The organism is Saccharothrix ecbatanensis (assembly GCF_014205015.1).
Lineage (GTDB): Bacteria > Actinomycetota > Actinomycetes > Mycobacteriales > Pseudonocardiaceae > Actinosynnema > Actinosynnema ecbatanense.
This window is the reverse complement of sequence record NZ_JACHMO010000001.1, coordinates 3694486-3707721: the sequence shown is the minus strand read 5'-3', so window position 1 is coordinate 3707721 and position 13236 is coordinate 3694486. Positions and strand designations below refer to the sequence as shown.

General features: G+C 69.6%; 16 protein-coding genes. 5 read left to right on the top strand and 11 right to left on the bottom strand.

Annotation, left to right across the window (positions count from 1 at the left end):
- Positions 1-66: 66 nt before the first annotated feature.
- The 7 genes from F4560_RS15580 to F4560_RS44565 form a co-directional block, all read right to left on the bottom strand.
- Entirely contained in the window at positions 67-1068 is a 1002-nt protein-coding gene (locus F4560_RS15580; RefSeq protein ID WP_184920743.1) for a C40 family peptidase, read from the bottom strand.
- 145 nt (positions 1069-1213) lie between these two features.
- Positions 1214-2152, bottom strand: coding sequence for a M56 family metallopeptidase (locus F4560_RS15575; protein ID WP_184920741.1), 939 nt, complete (start codon positions 2150-2152; stop codon positions 1214-1216).
- Positions 2149-2511: a BlaI/MecI/CopY family transcriptional regulator gene (locus tag F4560_RS15570; protein WP_184920739.1), complete on the bottom strand. Its 363-nt coding sequence runs from the start codon at positions 2509-2511 to the stop codon at positions 2149-2151. The genes F4560_RS15575 and F4560_RS15570 overlap by 4 nt, the downstream gene beginning before the upstream one ends.
- Positions 2512-2760: 249 nt before the next feature.
- The gene (locus F4560_RS15565) at positions 2761-3396 is read right to left on the bottom strand and encodes a DUF305 domain-containing protein (protein ID WP_184920738.1); all 636 of its coding nucleotides are present in this window, start codon (positions 3394-3396) and stop codon (positions 2761-2763) included.
- A gap of 79 nt (positions 3397-3475) precedes the next feature.
- A complete protein-coding gene (locus F4560_RS46815) occupies positions 3476-3823 on the bottom strand; it encodes a DUF6153 family protein (RefSeq protein WP_512700354.1) in 348 nt (115 codons plus the stop codon).
- Between the two features lie 99 nt (positions 3824-3922).
- A complete protein-coding gene (locus tag F4560_RS44570; protein ID WP_246478455.1) occupies positions 3923-4561 on the bottom strand; it encodes a DUF3152 domain-containing protein in 639 nt (212 codons plus the stop codon).
- Between the two features lie 77 nt (positions 4562-4638).
- Entirely contained in the window at positions 4639-4872 is a 234-nt protein-coding gene (locus F4560_RS44565) for a hypothetical protein (protein WP_246479274.1), read from the bottom strand.
- Between the two features lie 63 nt (positions 4873-4935).
- Here F4560_RS44565 and F4560_RS15555 point away from each other — a divergent pair, with 63 nt between their 5' ends.
- Positions 4936-5625 carry a TVP38/TMEM64 family protein gene (locus F4560_RS15555; protein WP_184920734.1) on the top strand — a complete coding sequence of 230 codons (690 nt, stop codon included), beginning with the start codon at positions 4936-4938 and terminating at the stop codon, positions 5623-5625.
- Between the two features lie 40 nt (positions 5626-5665).
- On the opposite strand, the gene F4560_RS15550 is transcribed toward F4560_RS15555, so the two are convergent.
- Positions 5666-6517, bottom strand: a complete 852-nt coding sequence (locus F4560_RS15550) for a F510_1955 family glycosylhydrolase (protein ID WP_184920732.1) — start codon at positions 6515-6517, stop codon at positions 5666-5668.
- A gap of 219 nt (positions 6518-6736) precedes the next feature.
- Positions 6737-7489 (bottom strand): AraC family transcriptional regulator, encoded by a 753-nt coding sequence (locus F4560_RS15545; RefSeq protein ID WP_184920730.1) that lies wholly within the window; start codon positions 7487-7489, stop codon positions 6737-6739.
- A gap of 246 nt (positions 7490-7735) precedes the next feature.
- Between F4560_RS15545 and F4560_RS15540 the strand changes: the two genes are divergently transcribed.
- From F4560_RS15540 to F4560_RS15525, 4 genes are all read left to right on the top strand, one after another.
- Positions 7736-8335, top strand: a complete 600-nt coding sequence (locus F4560_RS15540) for an MOSC domain-containing protein (protein WP_246477813.1) — start codon at positions 7736-7738, stop codon at positions 8333-8335.
- 47 nt (positions 8336-8382) lie between these two features.
- Entirely contained in the window at positions 8383-9054 is a 672-nt protein-coding gene (locus F4560_RS15535; protein ID WP_221483508.1) for a TetR/AcrR family transcriptional regulator, read from the top strand.
- Between the two features lie 60 nt (positions 9055-9114).
- Entirely contained in the window at positions 9115-10515 is a 1401-nt protein-coding gene (locus tag F4560_RS15530; RefSeq protein ID WP_184920726.1) for an MFS transporter, read from the top strand.
- A gap of 97 nt (positions 10516-10612) precedes the next feature.
- Positions 10613-12043, top strand: coding sequence for an MFS transporter (locus F4560_RS15525; protein ID WP_184920724.1), 1431 nt, complete (start codon positions 10613-10615; stop codon positions 12041-12043).
- On the opposite strand, the gene F4560_RS15520 is transcribed toward F4560_RS15525, so the two are convergent.
- Positions 11950-12948 carry a hypothetical protein gene (locus tag F4560_RS15520; protein ID WP_184920722.1) on the bottom strand — a complete coding sequence of 333 codons (999 nt, stop codon included), beginning with the start codon at positions 12946-12948 and terminating at the stop codon, positions 11950-11952. The two genes, F4560_RS15525 and F4560_RS15520, sit on opposite strands and share 94 nt — an antisense overlap.
- A 43-nt stretch (positions 12949-12991) precedes the next feature.
- Complete coding sequence (locus tag F4560_RS45585; protein WP_281391917.1) at positions 12992-13120, bottom strand: hypothetical protein; 129 nt, start codon at positions 13118-13120, stop codon at positions 12992-12994.
- Between the last annotated feature and the right edge of the window lie 116 nt (positions 13121-13236).

Here is a 13236-nt window from a genome sequence, read left to right as displayed (position 1 = left end):
ACCCACACCTTGTCGACTGCCGGGCAGCTCGACGGCGCCACTTTCGCTCGGACAGGCGTCTCCGACTCAGCCCTCGATGCGTCGGATGACGTTGATCGGCCCGATCGAGTCGATGTCGGCGATCTTCACAGGTACGCCCTCGGTGGACGCGTGTACCGCGCGTACTCCGTCGACGGCCATGGCGACGTGGTGCTGGTCGGCGTAGTAGATGATCAGATCGCCTGCCTTGACCTCGCCGCGGGACACCTGACGGCCGACGCCCGCCTGGCCGTAGCTGGTGCGGGGGATCGAGACGCCGGCGGTGCGGTAGGACTGCTGCATGAGGCTTGAGCAGTCCCAGGCGTCCGGGCCGTTCGCGCCGAAGACGTAGGGGTCGCCTCGCTGCGCGAGGGCGTACTCCAGTGCTTTGCCGGCGGTGCCCGCGGGCACCGCGATGCGCGAGGTGTCGCCGGGGTTGGAGAGGATGGCCTTGTCGGCGGAACTGAGTTGCTTGTACTGGGCGCGCGCGTCGGCGACCTGCTTGTCCAGGTCGGATTTCCGTTGGGCGATGTCGTCCACGATCTTGGTGGCGGCGCCGGCGGCGTCGGTGGCCCGCCGTTGGGCGTCATCGGCGTCGGTGACCGCTTTGGACAGGCTCGCGAGCGTCTCCGCGTTGTCGGCCGCCAGGATGCCGAGCGCGGACATCCGGTTCAGGTAGTCCTGTTGCGAGTCGCTGACCAGCAGCGCGGAGAGCTGGTTGAACCGGGCGCCCTCGAAGCTCGCCTCGGTGAGCAGGTCGACCTGGCCGCGCAGGTTCTCCTCGGCCTGGCGTGCGCCGGTGAGGTCGCTGTTGGCCTTGTCCAACTCGGACTGCTTGGCCTTGAGGTCGTCCTGGGCGCGCAGGTGCTCCTCGTTGAGCTTCTCGGCCTGGCCGGCCAGTTCGGTGTACTTCTTCAGTGCCTCGGAGGCGTTGGCAGGTACCGCCGGATCGGCTGCCGCTTGCGGCGCGACGACACCGACCGAGACCACCGCGGCGGCTGTGGCCGCCAACGCGGCCCGGATCGTGCGCTGAGCGGATGTGGACGACACGGACGCGCAGCCTCCTTCGTGAGGTAATCCGATTGGGTGACCCCTGGGTCTCGGACAGGCTACGGACGCATGCGGTGTTCGTCTACTATCACTGATAGTAAGACTGGCGAAGTCGGCTCCAGGTCGTCGTCGTCCGGATTCGGGTTCAGTGACAGGCAACCAAGATCACGGCCAGCAGTCCGCCGAACGCGGTGACGACCGGAATCGTCAAGGCGGTCGCGCAGGCTGCCCCGTACGCCAGCAGGCTGCGCGCCGAGTCCGGGCGGCGACGTGGGTGAGCCAGGAGCGCCAGCCTGACCTCGACCGAATCCCGGCCCATCGCGAGCGCCGAGCCCGGCGCGCCGTGGCCCGACACCTTCAGCAGGGCGGCCCGGACCGCCTCGACGCCGCAGGCTCGTACCGCGGCGGCGTCCGCGGCTACCTCTACCAACTCCCGCACGACACCAGGGGCGCGCCGGAACAGGGGGAGGAACGGCAGCACGGTCGACAACGCGTCACCCGTGGCGACGAGGAGGTGGTGCCTGCCGTCGAGATGGGCACGTTCATGGGCGAGCACGGCGTCGACCTGCTTGCCCGTCAGTCGCCGGTTGAGGCCTTCGGTGGCGACGACGACGCCCGGTGTGCCGGCCAGGCTGAACGCCAGCGGTTCGTCGTGGTCGAGCCAGAGCGTCGAGGGCGAACCGGGTTCGCTGCGGGCCGCGACCCGGAGCACGGCGAGGTGGTCCCGACGCCTGCGTGCCCGGTGCCGTGCGCCCTTGACGCTCAAGACCGCGAGCCGGATCAGGAGTCCGGTCAGTAGCACCAGGCCGACGACGCCACCGGTGGCCTCGACCCGCGGAGCCATCCCGTGTTCGAGCGATGACCAGCACTCGTGCGCGAGTGCCAGCGCGTCCGTGCCGTGGTCCGGAAGGAGGAGCAGGGTCACGGCCAGCGCGGAGGTGGTGACGACGCTCACCGCGGACGCCAGCCACGCCAGCAGCGGGACGAGCGGATCGGCGCCGCGAGTGACCAGGCGCAACAGCTGACGGGGTGCCAGTACGCCCATCAGGCCTGCCGTCACCAGCAGTGCGGCGGCCACGGTCATGTCTTGCGCGACCTCTTCGGCAGGGCTTTGCGCAACAGTTCTGTCTCGTGCTCCGACGCCGAGCGCGCGAAGTGCAGCAGCACGCCGTCCGGGTCGCCAGAGGCGTTCATCAGCTCGCGCACCGCTTTGGCCGCGGCTTCGGCGCGGCTCGTCGTCGCTTCGTAGTGGTAGGCCTTGCCCACCAGCTCACGCTGGACCCAACCCTTGCGGTGCACGTTGTCCAGCACGGTCAGGACTGTGGTGTACGCGAGTTGCCTGCCGGTGTCGAGCCGGTCGAGGACGTCGCGCACCTTGAGTGGCCCCGGCGCGCGCCACAGCACGTCCATCACCGCTGCTTCCAACTCGCCGAGCCCGTGCATCACGCCCCCTTCGACCACGACATGTTACGCGGTCGAGGATGGCGTCAGAAGTCGCAGTTCTACTAAGGCATATAGTAGGAGATGGGTCGGCGTTGCCCGCGCGCGACCCTGGCCGTCGAGGCTCTCCCCCTCCTCGGCGGCTGCGTCGGGCGAGCGGACGTGTGTCTCCCGTCTGCTCGCCCGACGTCTCTCGTGTTCTCGTTCCGGCGTCGTTCCGCGTGATGCGGGTGCCTGGAACTCCGCCGACGGTCAGCCGGCCGCGAGCATCCCCTGCATCTCAGTGATCTCGGTCTGCTGCGAGTCGATGATCTGCTGGGCGAGCTTCTTGGCGTCGGTGTTCTTGCCCTGCTCGAGTTCCACCTTCGACATGTCGATCGCGCCCTGGTGGTGCCTGATCATCATGTCCAGGAACATCTTGTCGAAGTCGGCGTCCTTGGCCTGCTTCAGCATGTCCATCTCGGCGTCGCTCATGCCGGCCATGTCCGAGCCGTGGTCCATGCCCGGCATGCCCGTGGTGTGCACCTGGGCACCCCAGCTGTTCAGCCACTCGGTCATGGTCTTGATCTCGGGATCCTGCGCCTTGTCGATCCGTGACGCGAGGTCGAGCACCTTGGCGTTGGAGGTCCGGCCCTTGGCGAGCTTGGCCATCTCGATCGCGCCCTGGTGATGGGGGATCATGCCCTGGGCGAACGTGATGTCGGCGTCGTTGTGCTCACCCGACGGCGCGGCGGCAGCGCTGGCGGAACTTGTGGGACTGGTGGTTCCGGTCATGCTGCCCATGTCGTGGCCGCCGGAACCGGAGTCGGGGTTGTCGCCGCACCCGGCGAGCACGAGTCCGGTGGTCAGGACGGCAAGCGCCGTCCCGACCAGGTTCTTCCTGGTCATGATGTCCTCTGCGGTGGTGAAGTCCAGTCGGATGTGCGGCGTCGCGTCAACGTCCTACGAGGACGTCACGCGCCGCCGGTCACAGCCGCAGGACGCAGAGTTCGGCCAGCCGTGCTGGTGCACCGCCCGGTCTCGCAGGAGGGGATCTCGGCCGTGCCGTGCGCGTCGACAGCGACCTGAGGCGCTCCGTGACGGTTCGACCCCGTAGGCCGAGCATGGCGAGAGTCAAACCCAGTGCGGCGCACAGGATCGCCAGGCACAAGTGCAGCATGTCGTGCTGCCCGGTCGGTGCCGGACTGTGCTCTTCGGACGCATGGTCACAGCAGTCGACCACCGTTGCGGCTGCCGAAGCGGCCGTCGCGTGGACGGCCGGCTCCTGCGTGCCGAGGTGGTGCATGCCGACCACGGCGAACGCGACAGCCCACACCAGAGCCCATTGCGAGGCCCGGGTGCGGAAACGGTGGAGCACGGCTCCACGATACACAAATGTCCTATGGTGGATAGTTGTCAGGGTGCTCGGCCGGTCTCAGCGACTACCGGTCGGGTACGGCCACGCGTTCGGTCTGCACACCTTGCCGTCGGCGACTACACGGTCCGTGCCGAGGGCGGCCAGGTAGTCGTTCGAGACGCCCCAGGACTGCTGCATCATCACGGGCGTCAAGGCGCGGTCGTCCTGGCACGACTTGTGGTCGTAGCCAAGACCGTGGCCGACCTCGTGGTTGATCACGTATTGCTTGTACTCGACTGACGCGCCCTGGAACGACACCGCGCCGCGCACCCAGCGGGCGACGTTGACGGTCACGACCTCGGTGGTCGCGCACGACCCTTCGAGCGGGATCGAGTACCCGCACACCTCACGCGTGGTCAGCTGCGATGTGAGCCTGATGCGCAGGTCCGGTTTGCCGCTGTCGACCCGCTCGAACCCGTGCTGCCCGTCGCCGCTCCACCCGCGTGGATCGGCGAGGATGCCGGTGACGTCGGCCGTGAAGCCTTCCGGACCGCCCGTGAGCTGGATGCCTTCTTCGACCTCCACCGTGTACGTGATGCGGTTCGGCCCGCCGACTGCCGGAGCCGCGCCGGGGACCACCGTCCACTTCTTGTTCCCCTGCGCGGTGAACTCCCCGCCGGGCGGGAGCTCGGCCGAGGCGGTGGCCGCGTCGAACAGCGCCGGATCGGGGTTGGGCGCCGGGGGAGTGCGACCTGGGGGAGCGTGCCCACCGTCGTGGTGTGCATCAGGGGTGGCTACGCCGCGACGTCGATGGGCGAGGGGATCGGCGTGACGGTCTCGCGTACCACGACGACGGTCAGCCCGGCGAGCAGCAGCACGCTCACCGCCGACGCTATCTTGTTGCGGATCGAGTGCTTGCGCGGTGTGGTCGTCCGCCGACGGTCGGCAGGCCGGCGCCGGGCGACGAGTGGCTGGTCGATGCGCCGTAGTCGCTCCGGTTCGGTGTGGTCGCGGAGCTGGGGTTCCATCGCGGCACAGGGTTCCACACCGGCTACGGTCGTTCATAGTAGACCGCTCCGGGCGGTGAGGTGATGCGGCAGAGCGGTCAGGGGGAGACGGTGCGGCGCTGGCGGATGATCGGCCTTGCCGCTGTGGTCTTGGTGCTCGCCGTCGTAGCCGCGGCCGTCGACCTGCCGGGTCCCGAACAGCTCCGCGGCTGGGTCGGCGGCACCGGCCTGTGGTCTTCACTCGTGTTCTTCTTGCTGTGCGCGGCGGGAACGGCGGCGTTCTTCCCGAAACCGGTGCTCGCCACGGCGTCCGGCCTGTTGTTCGGGATCCTGCCCGGACTGGCGATCGCCGTGGCCGGGTTCACCGCCGGGGCGATGATCTCCTTCTCCATCGCGCGCCTGGCCGGACGGCCTCGGGTCGCGGGCCGGTTGGGCGCCGGACGACTGCTGGTGCTCGACTCCGTTTTCGCGCGCAACGGCCTGGCCGCCACGGTGGTGCTCCGGCTGCTGCCGGTGATCCCGTTCACGGTGTCCAACTACGGCGCGGGCGTCACCGCCGTCACCCCCGGCTCCTTCGCCGCGGGAACCGCGCTCGGGTTGGTGCCGACCACCGCCTTGGCCGTCACCCTTGGCGACGCCCTGCTCGACCTGGACTCGCCCCGATCGATCGCGGCGGCGACAGCATGGCTGGTGCTGGCCGCAGTCGGTGTCGTGTGGGGCGGACGGTTGCTACGGCAGGCGCACCGTCGGGCATCGACCGTTTCCGAGAAATAGCATCGTCAGAGCACGCCGTTCGCCGAGTAGGGCGTGTGGGTCAGTGGAGCGCTTGCCGCTGGGTGAACGTGCGTCCACCGTCGGTTGAGCCGTGGATCGCCGTGGTGGTGGCGACGAAGACCTCGGCGGGTCCGTGGGCGGCCACGGCGGTTGGTTTGCCGGGCACCTGACCCGTGCGGACCCACGTCACCCCGCCGTCCGCACTGGTGTGGACTCCGCCGTCCGGGGCGACGCCGACGATGGTCGCCTCGGCGGGCCAGTCGAGCAGTTGCAGCGCCGGTGCGCCCGCCAGCGCGGTGAAGGTGCGCCCACCGTCGGTGCTGCGTGCGAGTCCCTGCTCGGTGGTCGCCAGCACGGTATCCGGGCTCGACGGGCTGACCGCGAAGTCTGCAAGCGGCACCCGGGCGCGTCGATCCCAGTTCAGCCGGTCGGACGTGACGGCGAGCTGCCCGGTCTGGCTGTCGTAGCCGTACACGGCGCCGTGCTTCGCCTCCAGGGCGTGGAAGTCGGCCTCGCCTTCCAACGACAGCGACTGCCAAGTCTTCCCCGCGTCGAGGCTCTCGATGAGACCGAGATGCGGCGCCTTGCCGGTGTCCCTCGGATCCGGGTGGCCGCTGCCCAGGAAGTGGTTCGGGCCCACGACCGTGAACCCCATCGTGTCCTGCATCCCGTCGCCGACCCGCTCAGCCGTGACGCCCGCCGGCACGCGGAACACGCCGTGGTGGCTCGCCGCGTACAGCGTGCCGTCCGCCGGATCCACTCCCAGGCCGTGCACGTGGGCCAACCCTGGATCCGCGGTGTCGGACGCTGCGTGCTGGGCGCCCGTCTGGCCGCACGCGGTGGCCAAGGCCATCAGCGCCAGGCAGACGACCGCGTGGATCCCACGCCGCATCAAGACCTCCTCGGAAAGCCGCACCCGCTCGTCGTCGACGGGCCCGCGACCTCGTCGAGTCGCAGTACTAATGTGCATAGTAGAGGTTGTGGAGGTCGGCACCGTGGCGATCCCCCTGTGGTCGCCGGTCGAACCGACGGTGTCGGCCCTGATCGCTGACTTCGACTGAAGAAGTTGCTTGATGCGCAACGACTTTGGGGTGCGTGCCGGCTGACTGGGTCAGGGCAGGCCACGGCGGTGGAAGGCGCCTGGGGTGTGTCCGAACGTGCGGCGGAAGGCCTCGATGAAGGCGCTGGCCGAGGACCATCCGCAGCGGTGGGCCACAGTGGTCACCGGCACGTCGTCGGCCAGCATTCGCAGAGCGTGATAGAGGCGCAGTTGGGTGCGCCACTGCGGGAAGGTCATCTTCAGGTCGGCGCGGAACAGCCGGCTCGCGGTGCGTTCACCCATGCCGACGGTCGCCCCCAGTTCGGCCAGGGTGCGCGGATCCGCCGGGTCGTCGTGCAGCGCGGCGCAAAGTCGGACCAACCGGGGGTCGCACGGGGTCGGTAGTTGGACGGCCCGTTGAGGCGAGGTGCGAAGCTGGTCCAGGAGCACGGCGCGGAGTCGCCGTCGTTCCGGGCAGTCCTCGACCGGTTCGCGGGTGTAGGCGATGATCAGCTCGCGAAGCAGCGGGCCGACGGCGAGCACCGTCGGCTCGCGCCGACCGAGCGGATTGGCCCGCGCGGGCAGACCGACCAGGTGGAGGTCGACTCGGCCGTGTGCGCGGTGGGCGTGCACCGTGCCCGCCGGAATCCAGATCGCCTGCGTGGCCGGGGCGAACCAGGTGCCCGCGTCCGTCATCACCGCCACTACGCCGGAGCCGGCGTATACGATCTGGTGATCGTCGTGGCGGTGCGCGCTGATGTCCGCCGACGGTCGGAGGTTCTGCGTCCGCGTCGGCGCCAGGGAGACGTGGCGGATTTCCGGCATCGTATGACACCTTATCGAAAGTGCGACACCGTGGTCCTCTACCCGGGTGGGGCTACCGGCCTCGTGGCCGGCGGCACGCCGGCAGCCCGGTTCGGTCGTCTGTGGTGAGCATCGACCCGATCGGGAACCGCCGCACGGGTGATCGCACAGGATCCCGACGAACGGCGTCGTCGCGCTCGATGCCGCTATGTTGCGATGGTGAGCCTTGGACGCGTGTTGTCGGTCAACGTAGGTGCACCTCGCCCGATGCTGGCCAGGACAGGCAGCAGCGGGATCGACAAGCAGCCCGTTGCCGGAGCGGTCGCTGTCGGGATTCCCGCGTACGGGAATTCTGGTCTCGCGGGGGACTTCATCAGCGATCCGGAGGATCACGGAGGCGTGGACCGCGCGGTCTACGCGTACTCGCGCGAGGACTTGGACCTGTGGCAGGCCGAGCTGGGGCGCGATCTGGCCTCCGGGGTGTTCGGCGAGAACCTGACCACCGTGGCGGTCGACGTGACCGGGGCGGAGATCGGGGAGCGGTGGCGGATCGGCTCCGAGTTGGTGCTGGAGGTGAGCGCGCCCCGCACGCCGTGTCGGACGTTCGCCGCCTGGATGGACGAAAAGCGGTGGATCCACACCTTCACCCAACACGCCCTGCCCGGTGCTTACCTGCGGGTGCTGGTCCCGGGCAGCGTGCGGGCCGGTGACACCGTCGAGGTCGTGCGCCGACCCGGTCACGGGGTGACCGTGGGGCTGGTTTTCCGGGCGATCACCACGGAGTCCGAGCTTCTGCCGCAGGTCGCCGTTGTGGACGCGCTGGCCGGCGAGATGCTGGCCACCGTCCGCCGGCGAGTGGGCGCCTGAGGCGGTTCGTACGATTGTCGCGGGTTGTCGTCGGGGAGAGGTCGAGGATGGGTGCGGGACGAACGAACGGGACGGCGAAGCCGGCCACCAGGATGGGTCGGCCACCGGTCGCGGACCGGGAGGCCATCGTGCGCGCCGCGCTGGAGATCGGGTTCTCCCGACTGACCGTCTCTGCGGTGGGGGAGCGGCTGGGCATCTCCCACTCGACGCTCTACCGGTACTTCAAGAGCCGGGACGACCTCGCCGCCGCCGCTATCGACCACGCCGTCGAGACGATCGAGTGGCCGTTGCCGGTCGACGGCTGGAGGTCGTTCCTGGACGAGACCGCCTGGGCGCACTGGCGGCTGCACGACGCGCACCCCGGCCTGGCGCGTGAGATCACCGCGTTGCGACTGACCAGCCCGGCCCTGGTGCGCAGGGACAACGAGACCGGCGTCCACCTGATGGGGTTCGGCTTCTCCGCGGAAGTCGCGATGCTGGTGGTCGACATGCTCGCGGAGTTGGTCGTCCAGGAGTTCCTCGTGGCGCCGGCAGGGGACGGGGCCACGTCACTGGAAGCCTCCCAGCAGCGCAGGCGCGAATTGGTCGACCCGTGGTTGGACCTTTACGACCCCCGCCTGCGGTCGGTGCTGCTCGACGCGGTGAGCGGTTCCACGACGACCTGGTTCGAGCGCAAGCTGGCCCTCTTCCTCGACGGAGTCGGTGCCCGAAGGAGGTGACGACACTTTCTGACAGGGTGTTGTAAAGTCCTCGGCGTCGGTCTACGTCGGGGAGGACGCATGTCGGGTGAAGCAGGTCTCGACCCACGGCGCTGGGGTGCCCTGGCGGTGATCGCCGCCGCGCAGTTGCTGATCGTGCTCGATTCCTCGGTGGTCAACATCGCCCTGCCTTCCGCGCAGGCGGAGTTGGGCATGGGGGACGCGGCACGGCACTGGGTCGTGGCCGCCTACACGTTGACGTTCGGCGGGTTCCTCCTCGTCGGCGGCAGGTTGGCCGACATGGTGGGCCGCAAGAAGATCTTCCTCGTCGGTGTCGTGGGCTTCGCGCTCACCTCGCTCATCGGGGGTCTGGCCACCGGTGCGCTCATGCTCCCGCTCGCCAGGGCCGCCCAGGGCGTGTTCGCCGCCCTCATGGCCCCGGCCGGGCTCGCCCTGCTCGCCACCGCGTTCCAGGACCCGAAGGAGCGGGGCAAAGCCTTCGGGGTCTTCGGCGCGGCGGTGGGGTCGGGCATGGCCGTGGGCATGGTGCTCGGCGGCGTGCTGACCGAGCTCGGCTCGTGGCGGTGGTGTTTGCTGATCAACGTGCCGCTCGCGGTCCTCATCATCGTGCCGGCGCTGCGCCTGCTCGACGACAGCCGCGGGAGCGGGGTCGCCGGCTACGACCTTCCCGGCGCGCTCACCGCCACGCTCGGGGTGGGGTCGCTCGTGTACGGCATCGGGCAGGCCGAGACGCAGGGGTGGACGCATCCGGCGACCGTCGGGTTCATCGTGGCGGGGTTGGCGCTGCTGACCGTTTTCCTGGTGGTCGAGCGGCGTTCGCGGCGTCCGATCATGCCGTTGCGGATCGTCGTCGACCGCGTCCGCGGCGCGGGCTACCTGATCGTGTTCCTCGTCGGCGCGGCGTTGCTGGCCTTCTACTTGTTGCTCACCTACTACCTGCAACTCGTCCGCGGGTACTCGCCCCTGCTGACCGGTCTGGTCTTCGTTCCCAGCGGCGTGGGCATCTTCATCGGTTCGCTCGGCGCGGGACGGCTGCTGGCCAAGACGACGCCGCGCGTCATCCTGGTCACCGGGCTCGTTCTGGGGGCGGCAGGGCTCGCGGCCTTCGGCACCCTCGACCCTTCCAGTGGGATCTGGTCCCTGATCGTGCCTGCCCAGCTCGTAGGCGGACTGGGCATCGGTGCGGCGCTGACCACGGTCACCAAAACCACGCTCGACGGTGTCCTGCCCGAGGACACCGGAGTGGCGAGCGCGCTCACCAACGCGATGCGGCAGATCGGGGGCGCTGTCGGCGTGTCGCTGCTCAACGCCGTCGCCCTGTTCGCAACCGTCGGAACCGGCCCTGAGGCGCTCACCGGCGGGTACGTCGTGGCCTTCGTGGTCGGAGCGGTGCTGTTCGCCGTCGCGGCAGTGGTCGCGCTGGTGGCTACCGCACCGCGACGGTCCACCGTTCCCGTCTGACCATTCGAATGCTCGACACCGGCCTCGGTCGGCTCATTTTATGACAGTTTGTCGCAAAGTCGGCGGCGGAAGCCGCCCGGATCGATTGGGGAGCCCCATGGCACAGCCCAGTGCCGAGACGACGAGCGAGAGTTCGGGCAGTGCCGATCCACGACGCTGGTTAGCGCTCGCCGTGATCGCCGCCGCCCAGCTGCTCGTCGTGCTGGACGCCTCGGTGGTCAACATCGCCCTGCCGTCGGCCCAACAGGCACTCGGCATGTCCGATGTCGCCAAGCAGTGGGTGGTCACCGGGTACTCCCTGACCTTCGGAGGGCTGCTCCTCCTCGGTGGCAAGCTCGCCGACCTGCACGGGCGCAAACGGCTCTTCATCGCGGGGCTCGTCGGCTTCGCCCTCGCATCGGCCGTCGGCGGTCTGGCGCAGAACACCGAAACTCTGCTCGCCGCGCGTGCCGTGCAGGGCGGATTCGCGGCGTTCCTCGCGCCCGCCGGGCTGGCGCTGCTGGTGACCACCTTCACCAATCCCGCCGAACTCGGGAAGGCGTTCGGCATCTTCGGCGCGGCGGTGGGCACCGGCGGTGTCGTCGGCATGGTGCTGGGAGGTGTGCTCACCGAGTACGGCTCGTGGCGGTGGTGCCTGCTGATCAACCTGCCCGTGGTGCTGCTGATCCTGATCGCGGCGGTCCGGGTGCTGCGCGACAGCCGAGCCAGCGGTCCCGTCCGCTACGACTTGCCCGGCACGGTGACCGGCACGCTCGGCGTAGGCGCCTTGATCTACGGCATCTCCCAGGCCGTCGAACGCGGCTGGCTCAGCCTTCCCACGCTGGCCTTCGTGCTGACGGGCCTCGTGTTGCTCGGGGCGTTCGTGTGGATCGAGCACCGGTCCGACGCACCGATGATGCCGCTGAGGGTCGTGCGTGACCGGGTGCGCGGCAGTGGGTACGCCGTGGTTTTCCTGATCGGTGGCGCGCTGTACGCGTTCTACCTCTTCCTGACCTACTACCTCCAGGTCGTCCAGGACTACACGCCGCTACGGACCGGCCTGGCCTTCGTGCCCATCGGTGTCGGCATCTTCGTCGGCTCGGTGGTCGCGGGGCGCCTGCTCGGTCGCTTCAGCGCGCGGGTAGTGGTGATCACGGGTCTCGTGGCGGGTGTGCTCGGGATCGGGTGGCTCGGCTTCATCGACCCGACGACCGGATTCTGGACCACGGTGATGCCCGCGCAGTTGGTCGTGGGTCTCGGGATCGGCGCGGCGCTGACCACCGTCATGAAGCTGACCCTCGACGGGATCAACCCTGATGACTCCGGGGTCGCCAGCGCGCTGACCAACGCCATGCGCGAAATCGGTGGCGCGGTAGGCATCTCTGCTCTCAACGTCGTGGCCATCTCGGTCACCGCCGCGGCCGGCCCGTTGACCGACGGGGCGTTGACCGACGGCTACGCCACCGCGTTCCTGGTCAGTGCTGCGGTACTCGCCGTGGCCACCCTGCTCGCGGTGTTCGCGGTCAAACCGGATCGCGTCGCCCACTGATGACCGGGAGTCAAGACGGCCTGCGCGCCATGTTGCAGCCCGTGCGCGGCCGAATCGCTGCGGGCGTGGTGTTGCAGGCCGTCGCCACGGTGTCCTCGCTGGCGACGTTCGTGGCGATTTACCTGCTGGCGGTGGAGTTGCTGCGCCCGGCCGCGGACCGCAGCGCGGTCTGGCTCGTGGTCGCGTTCGCGGCGGGTGCGCTGGTCGTGCGGCTGATCGCTCAGGCGGTGGGATACCAGCTGATGCACGACGCGGACATCGACTTCCAGCTCGCCGTGCGCAGGCGGGTCGCGACCAAGCTCGGTCGCGTCCCGCTGGGCTGGTTCGGCGCCCAGCGCCAGTGTGCTGGTCGGCACGGGACTCTCGTTGAGGGACCGGACTGCGAGGCCGACCGGCGGCAGCCAGTTCTGGGTCACCGCGATGAACACCGTGCCGCCGCCTACGACCGCGCTCCACCCGACGCCGTGCAGTACGGGTCGTGCGCACAGCAGACCGGCGGCTGTGCCGGTGCCGGCGACCGCGACGTGGGCCAGCACGCCGGCTATGACTGCCTGCGCGGGAAAGGCGTACGAGGAGGTGAGGATCGGCCAGCACATCGCGATCGCGACGAGGACGGTGTCGGCCAGCACGCAGGTGACCAGCACGCCGACGGCGACTCGGGTGGGTCCGCCCGCTGCGGCGATGGTCACCTGCCGCTGTACGGGGTCTTCGCTGTTGGCGACGGTCACGGCGAGCCAGCACGAGACCGGGCAGAGCACCAGCGCGGTGAAGGTCCACAGTTGTGGCGACGGCCCCGGGTCGCCGCCCAGCAACGGTGCGAGGAGCACGACGTAGAGGAGCATCGGTAGGAGAAACCGTTGTGAACGCAGGAGATCCGACCCGAGATACCGCACGAGGCCGATCATGACCGCACCTGCAGCACGGAGCAGCCCAACCGGAGGGCGGCGATCAACAGGGTGTCCACGTCCCGGGCACGACGAGGTGGAGGCCGCCGGGCTGCCGCTCCGCGGTGCCGCGGAGCGGCAGGCGTTCGGCGACGCGGTCGAGGTCGGCGCAGCGCAGGCTGATCGCGACCATGCGTGGGCCGGCGGTGGTCAGCCGGCCGTCGCGCAGGAGCAGGAGCAGGGCCCGGTGGTCCGGGAGGGTCTCGGCGGTCCTGGTGTGTGTGGTCGGTCAGCACGATGGCGGCGCCA

What these genes read in the sequence shown, in the direction of transcription:
- F4560_RS15565 (WP_184920738.1), bottom strand. Translation starts at nt 3,396, where the DNA reads ATGACCAGGAAGAACCTGGTCGGGACGGCGCTTGCCGTCCTGACCACC.
- F4560_RS44565 (WP_246479274.1), bottom strand. Translation starts at nt 4,872, where the DNA reads ATGGAACCCCAGCTCCGCGACCACACCGAACCGGAGCGACTACGGCGC.
- F4560_RS15550 (WP_184920732.1), bottom strand. Translation starts at nt 6,517, where the DNA reads ATGCGGCGTGGGATCCACGCGGTCGTCTGCCTGGCGCTGATGGCCTTG.
- F4560_RS15530 (WP_184920726.1), top strand. Translation starts at nt 9,115, where the DNA reads ATGTCGGGTGAAGCAGGTCTCGACCCACGGCGCTGGGGTGCCCTGGCG.
- F4560_RS15575 (WP_184920741.1), bottom strand. Translation starts at nt 2,152, where the DNA reads ATGACCGTGGCCGCCGCACTGCTGGTGACGGCAGGCCTGATGGGCGTA.
- F4560_RS15570 (WP_184920739.1), bottom strand. Translation starts at nt 2,511, where the DNA reads ATGCACGGGCTCGGCGAGTTGGAAGCAGCGGTGATGGACGTGCTGTGG.
- F4560_RS45585 (WP_281391917.1), bottom strand. Translation starts at nt 13,120, where the DNA reads ATGGTCGCGATCAGCCTGCGCTGCGCCGACCTCGACCGCGTCGCCGAA.
- F4560_RS15525 (WP_184920724.1), top strand. Translation starts at nt 10,613, where the DNA reads ATGGCACAGCCCAGTGCCGAGACGACGAGCGAGAGTTCGGGCAGTGCC.
- F4560_RS15540 (WP_246477813.1), top strand. Translation starts at nt 7,736, where the DNA reads ATGCTGGCCAGGACAGGCAGCAGCGGGATCGACAAGCAGCCCGTTGCC.
- F4560_RS15535 (WP_221483508.1), top strand. Translation starts at nt 8,383, where the DNA reads ATGGGTGCGGGACGAACGAACGGGACGGCGAAGCCGGCCACCAGGATG.
- F4560_RS15555 (WP_184920734.1), top strand. Translation starts at nt 4,936, where the DNA reads ATGCGGCAGAGCGGTCAGGGGGAGACGGTGCGGCGCTGGCGGATGATC.
- F4560_RS15520 (WP_184920722.1), bottom strand. Translation starts at nt 12,948, where the DNA reads ATGATCGGCCTCGTGCGGTATCTCGGGTCGGATCTCCTGCGTTCACAA.
- F4560_RS15545 (WP_184920730.1), bottom strand. Translation starts at nt 7,489, where the DNA reads ATGCCGGAAATCCGCCACGTCTCCCTGGCGCCGACGCGGACGCAGAAC.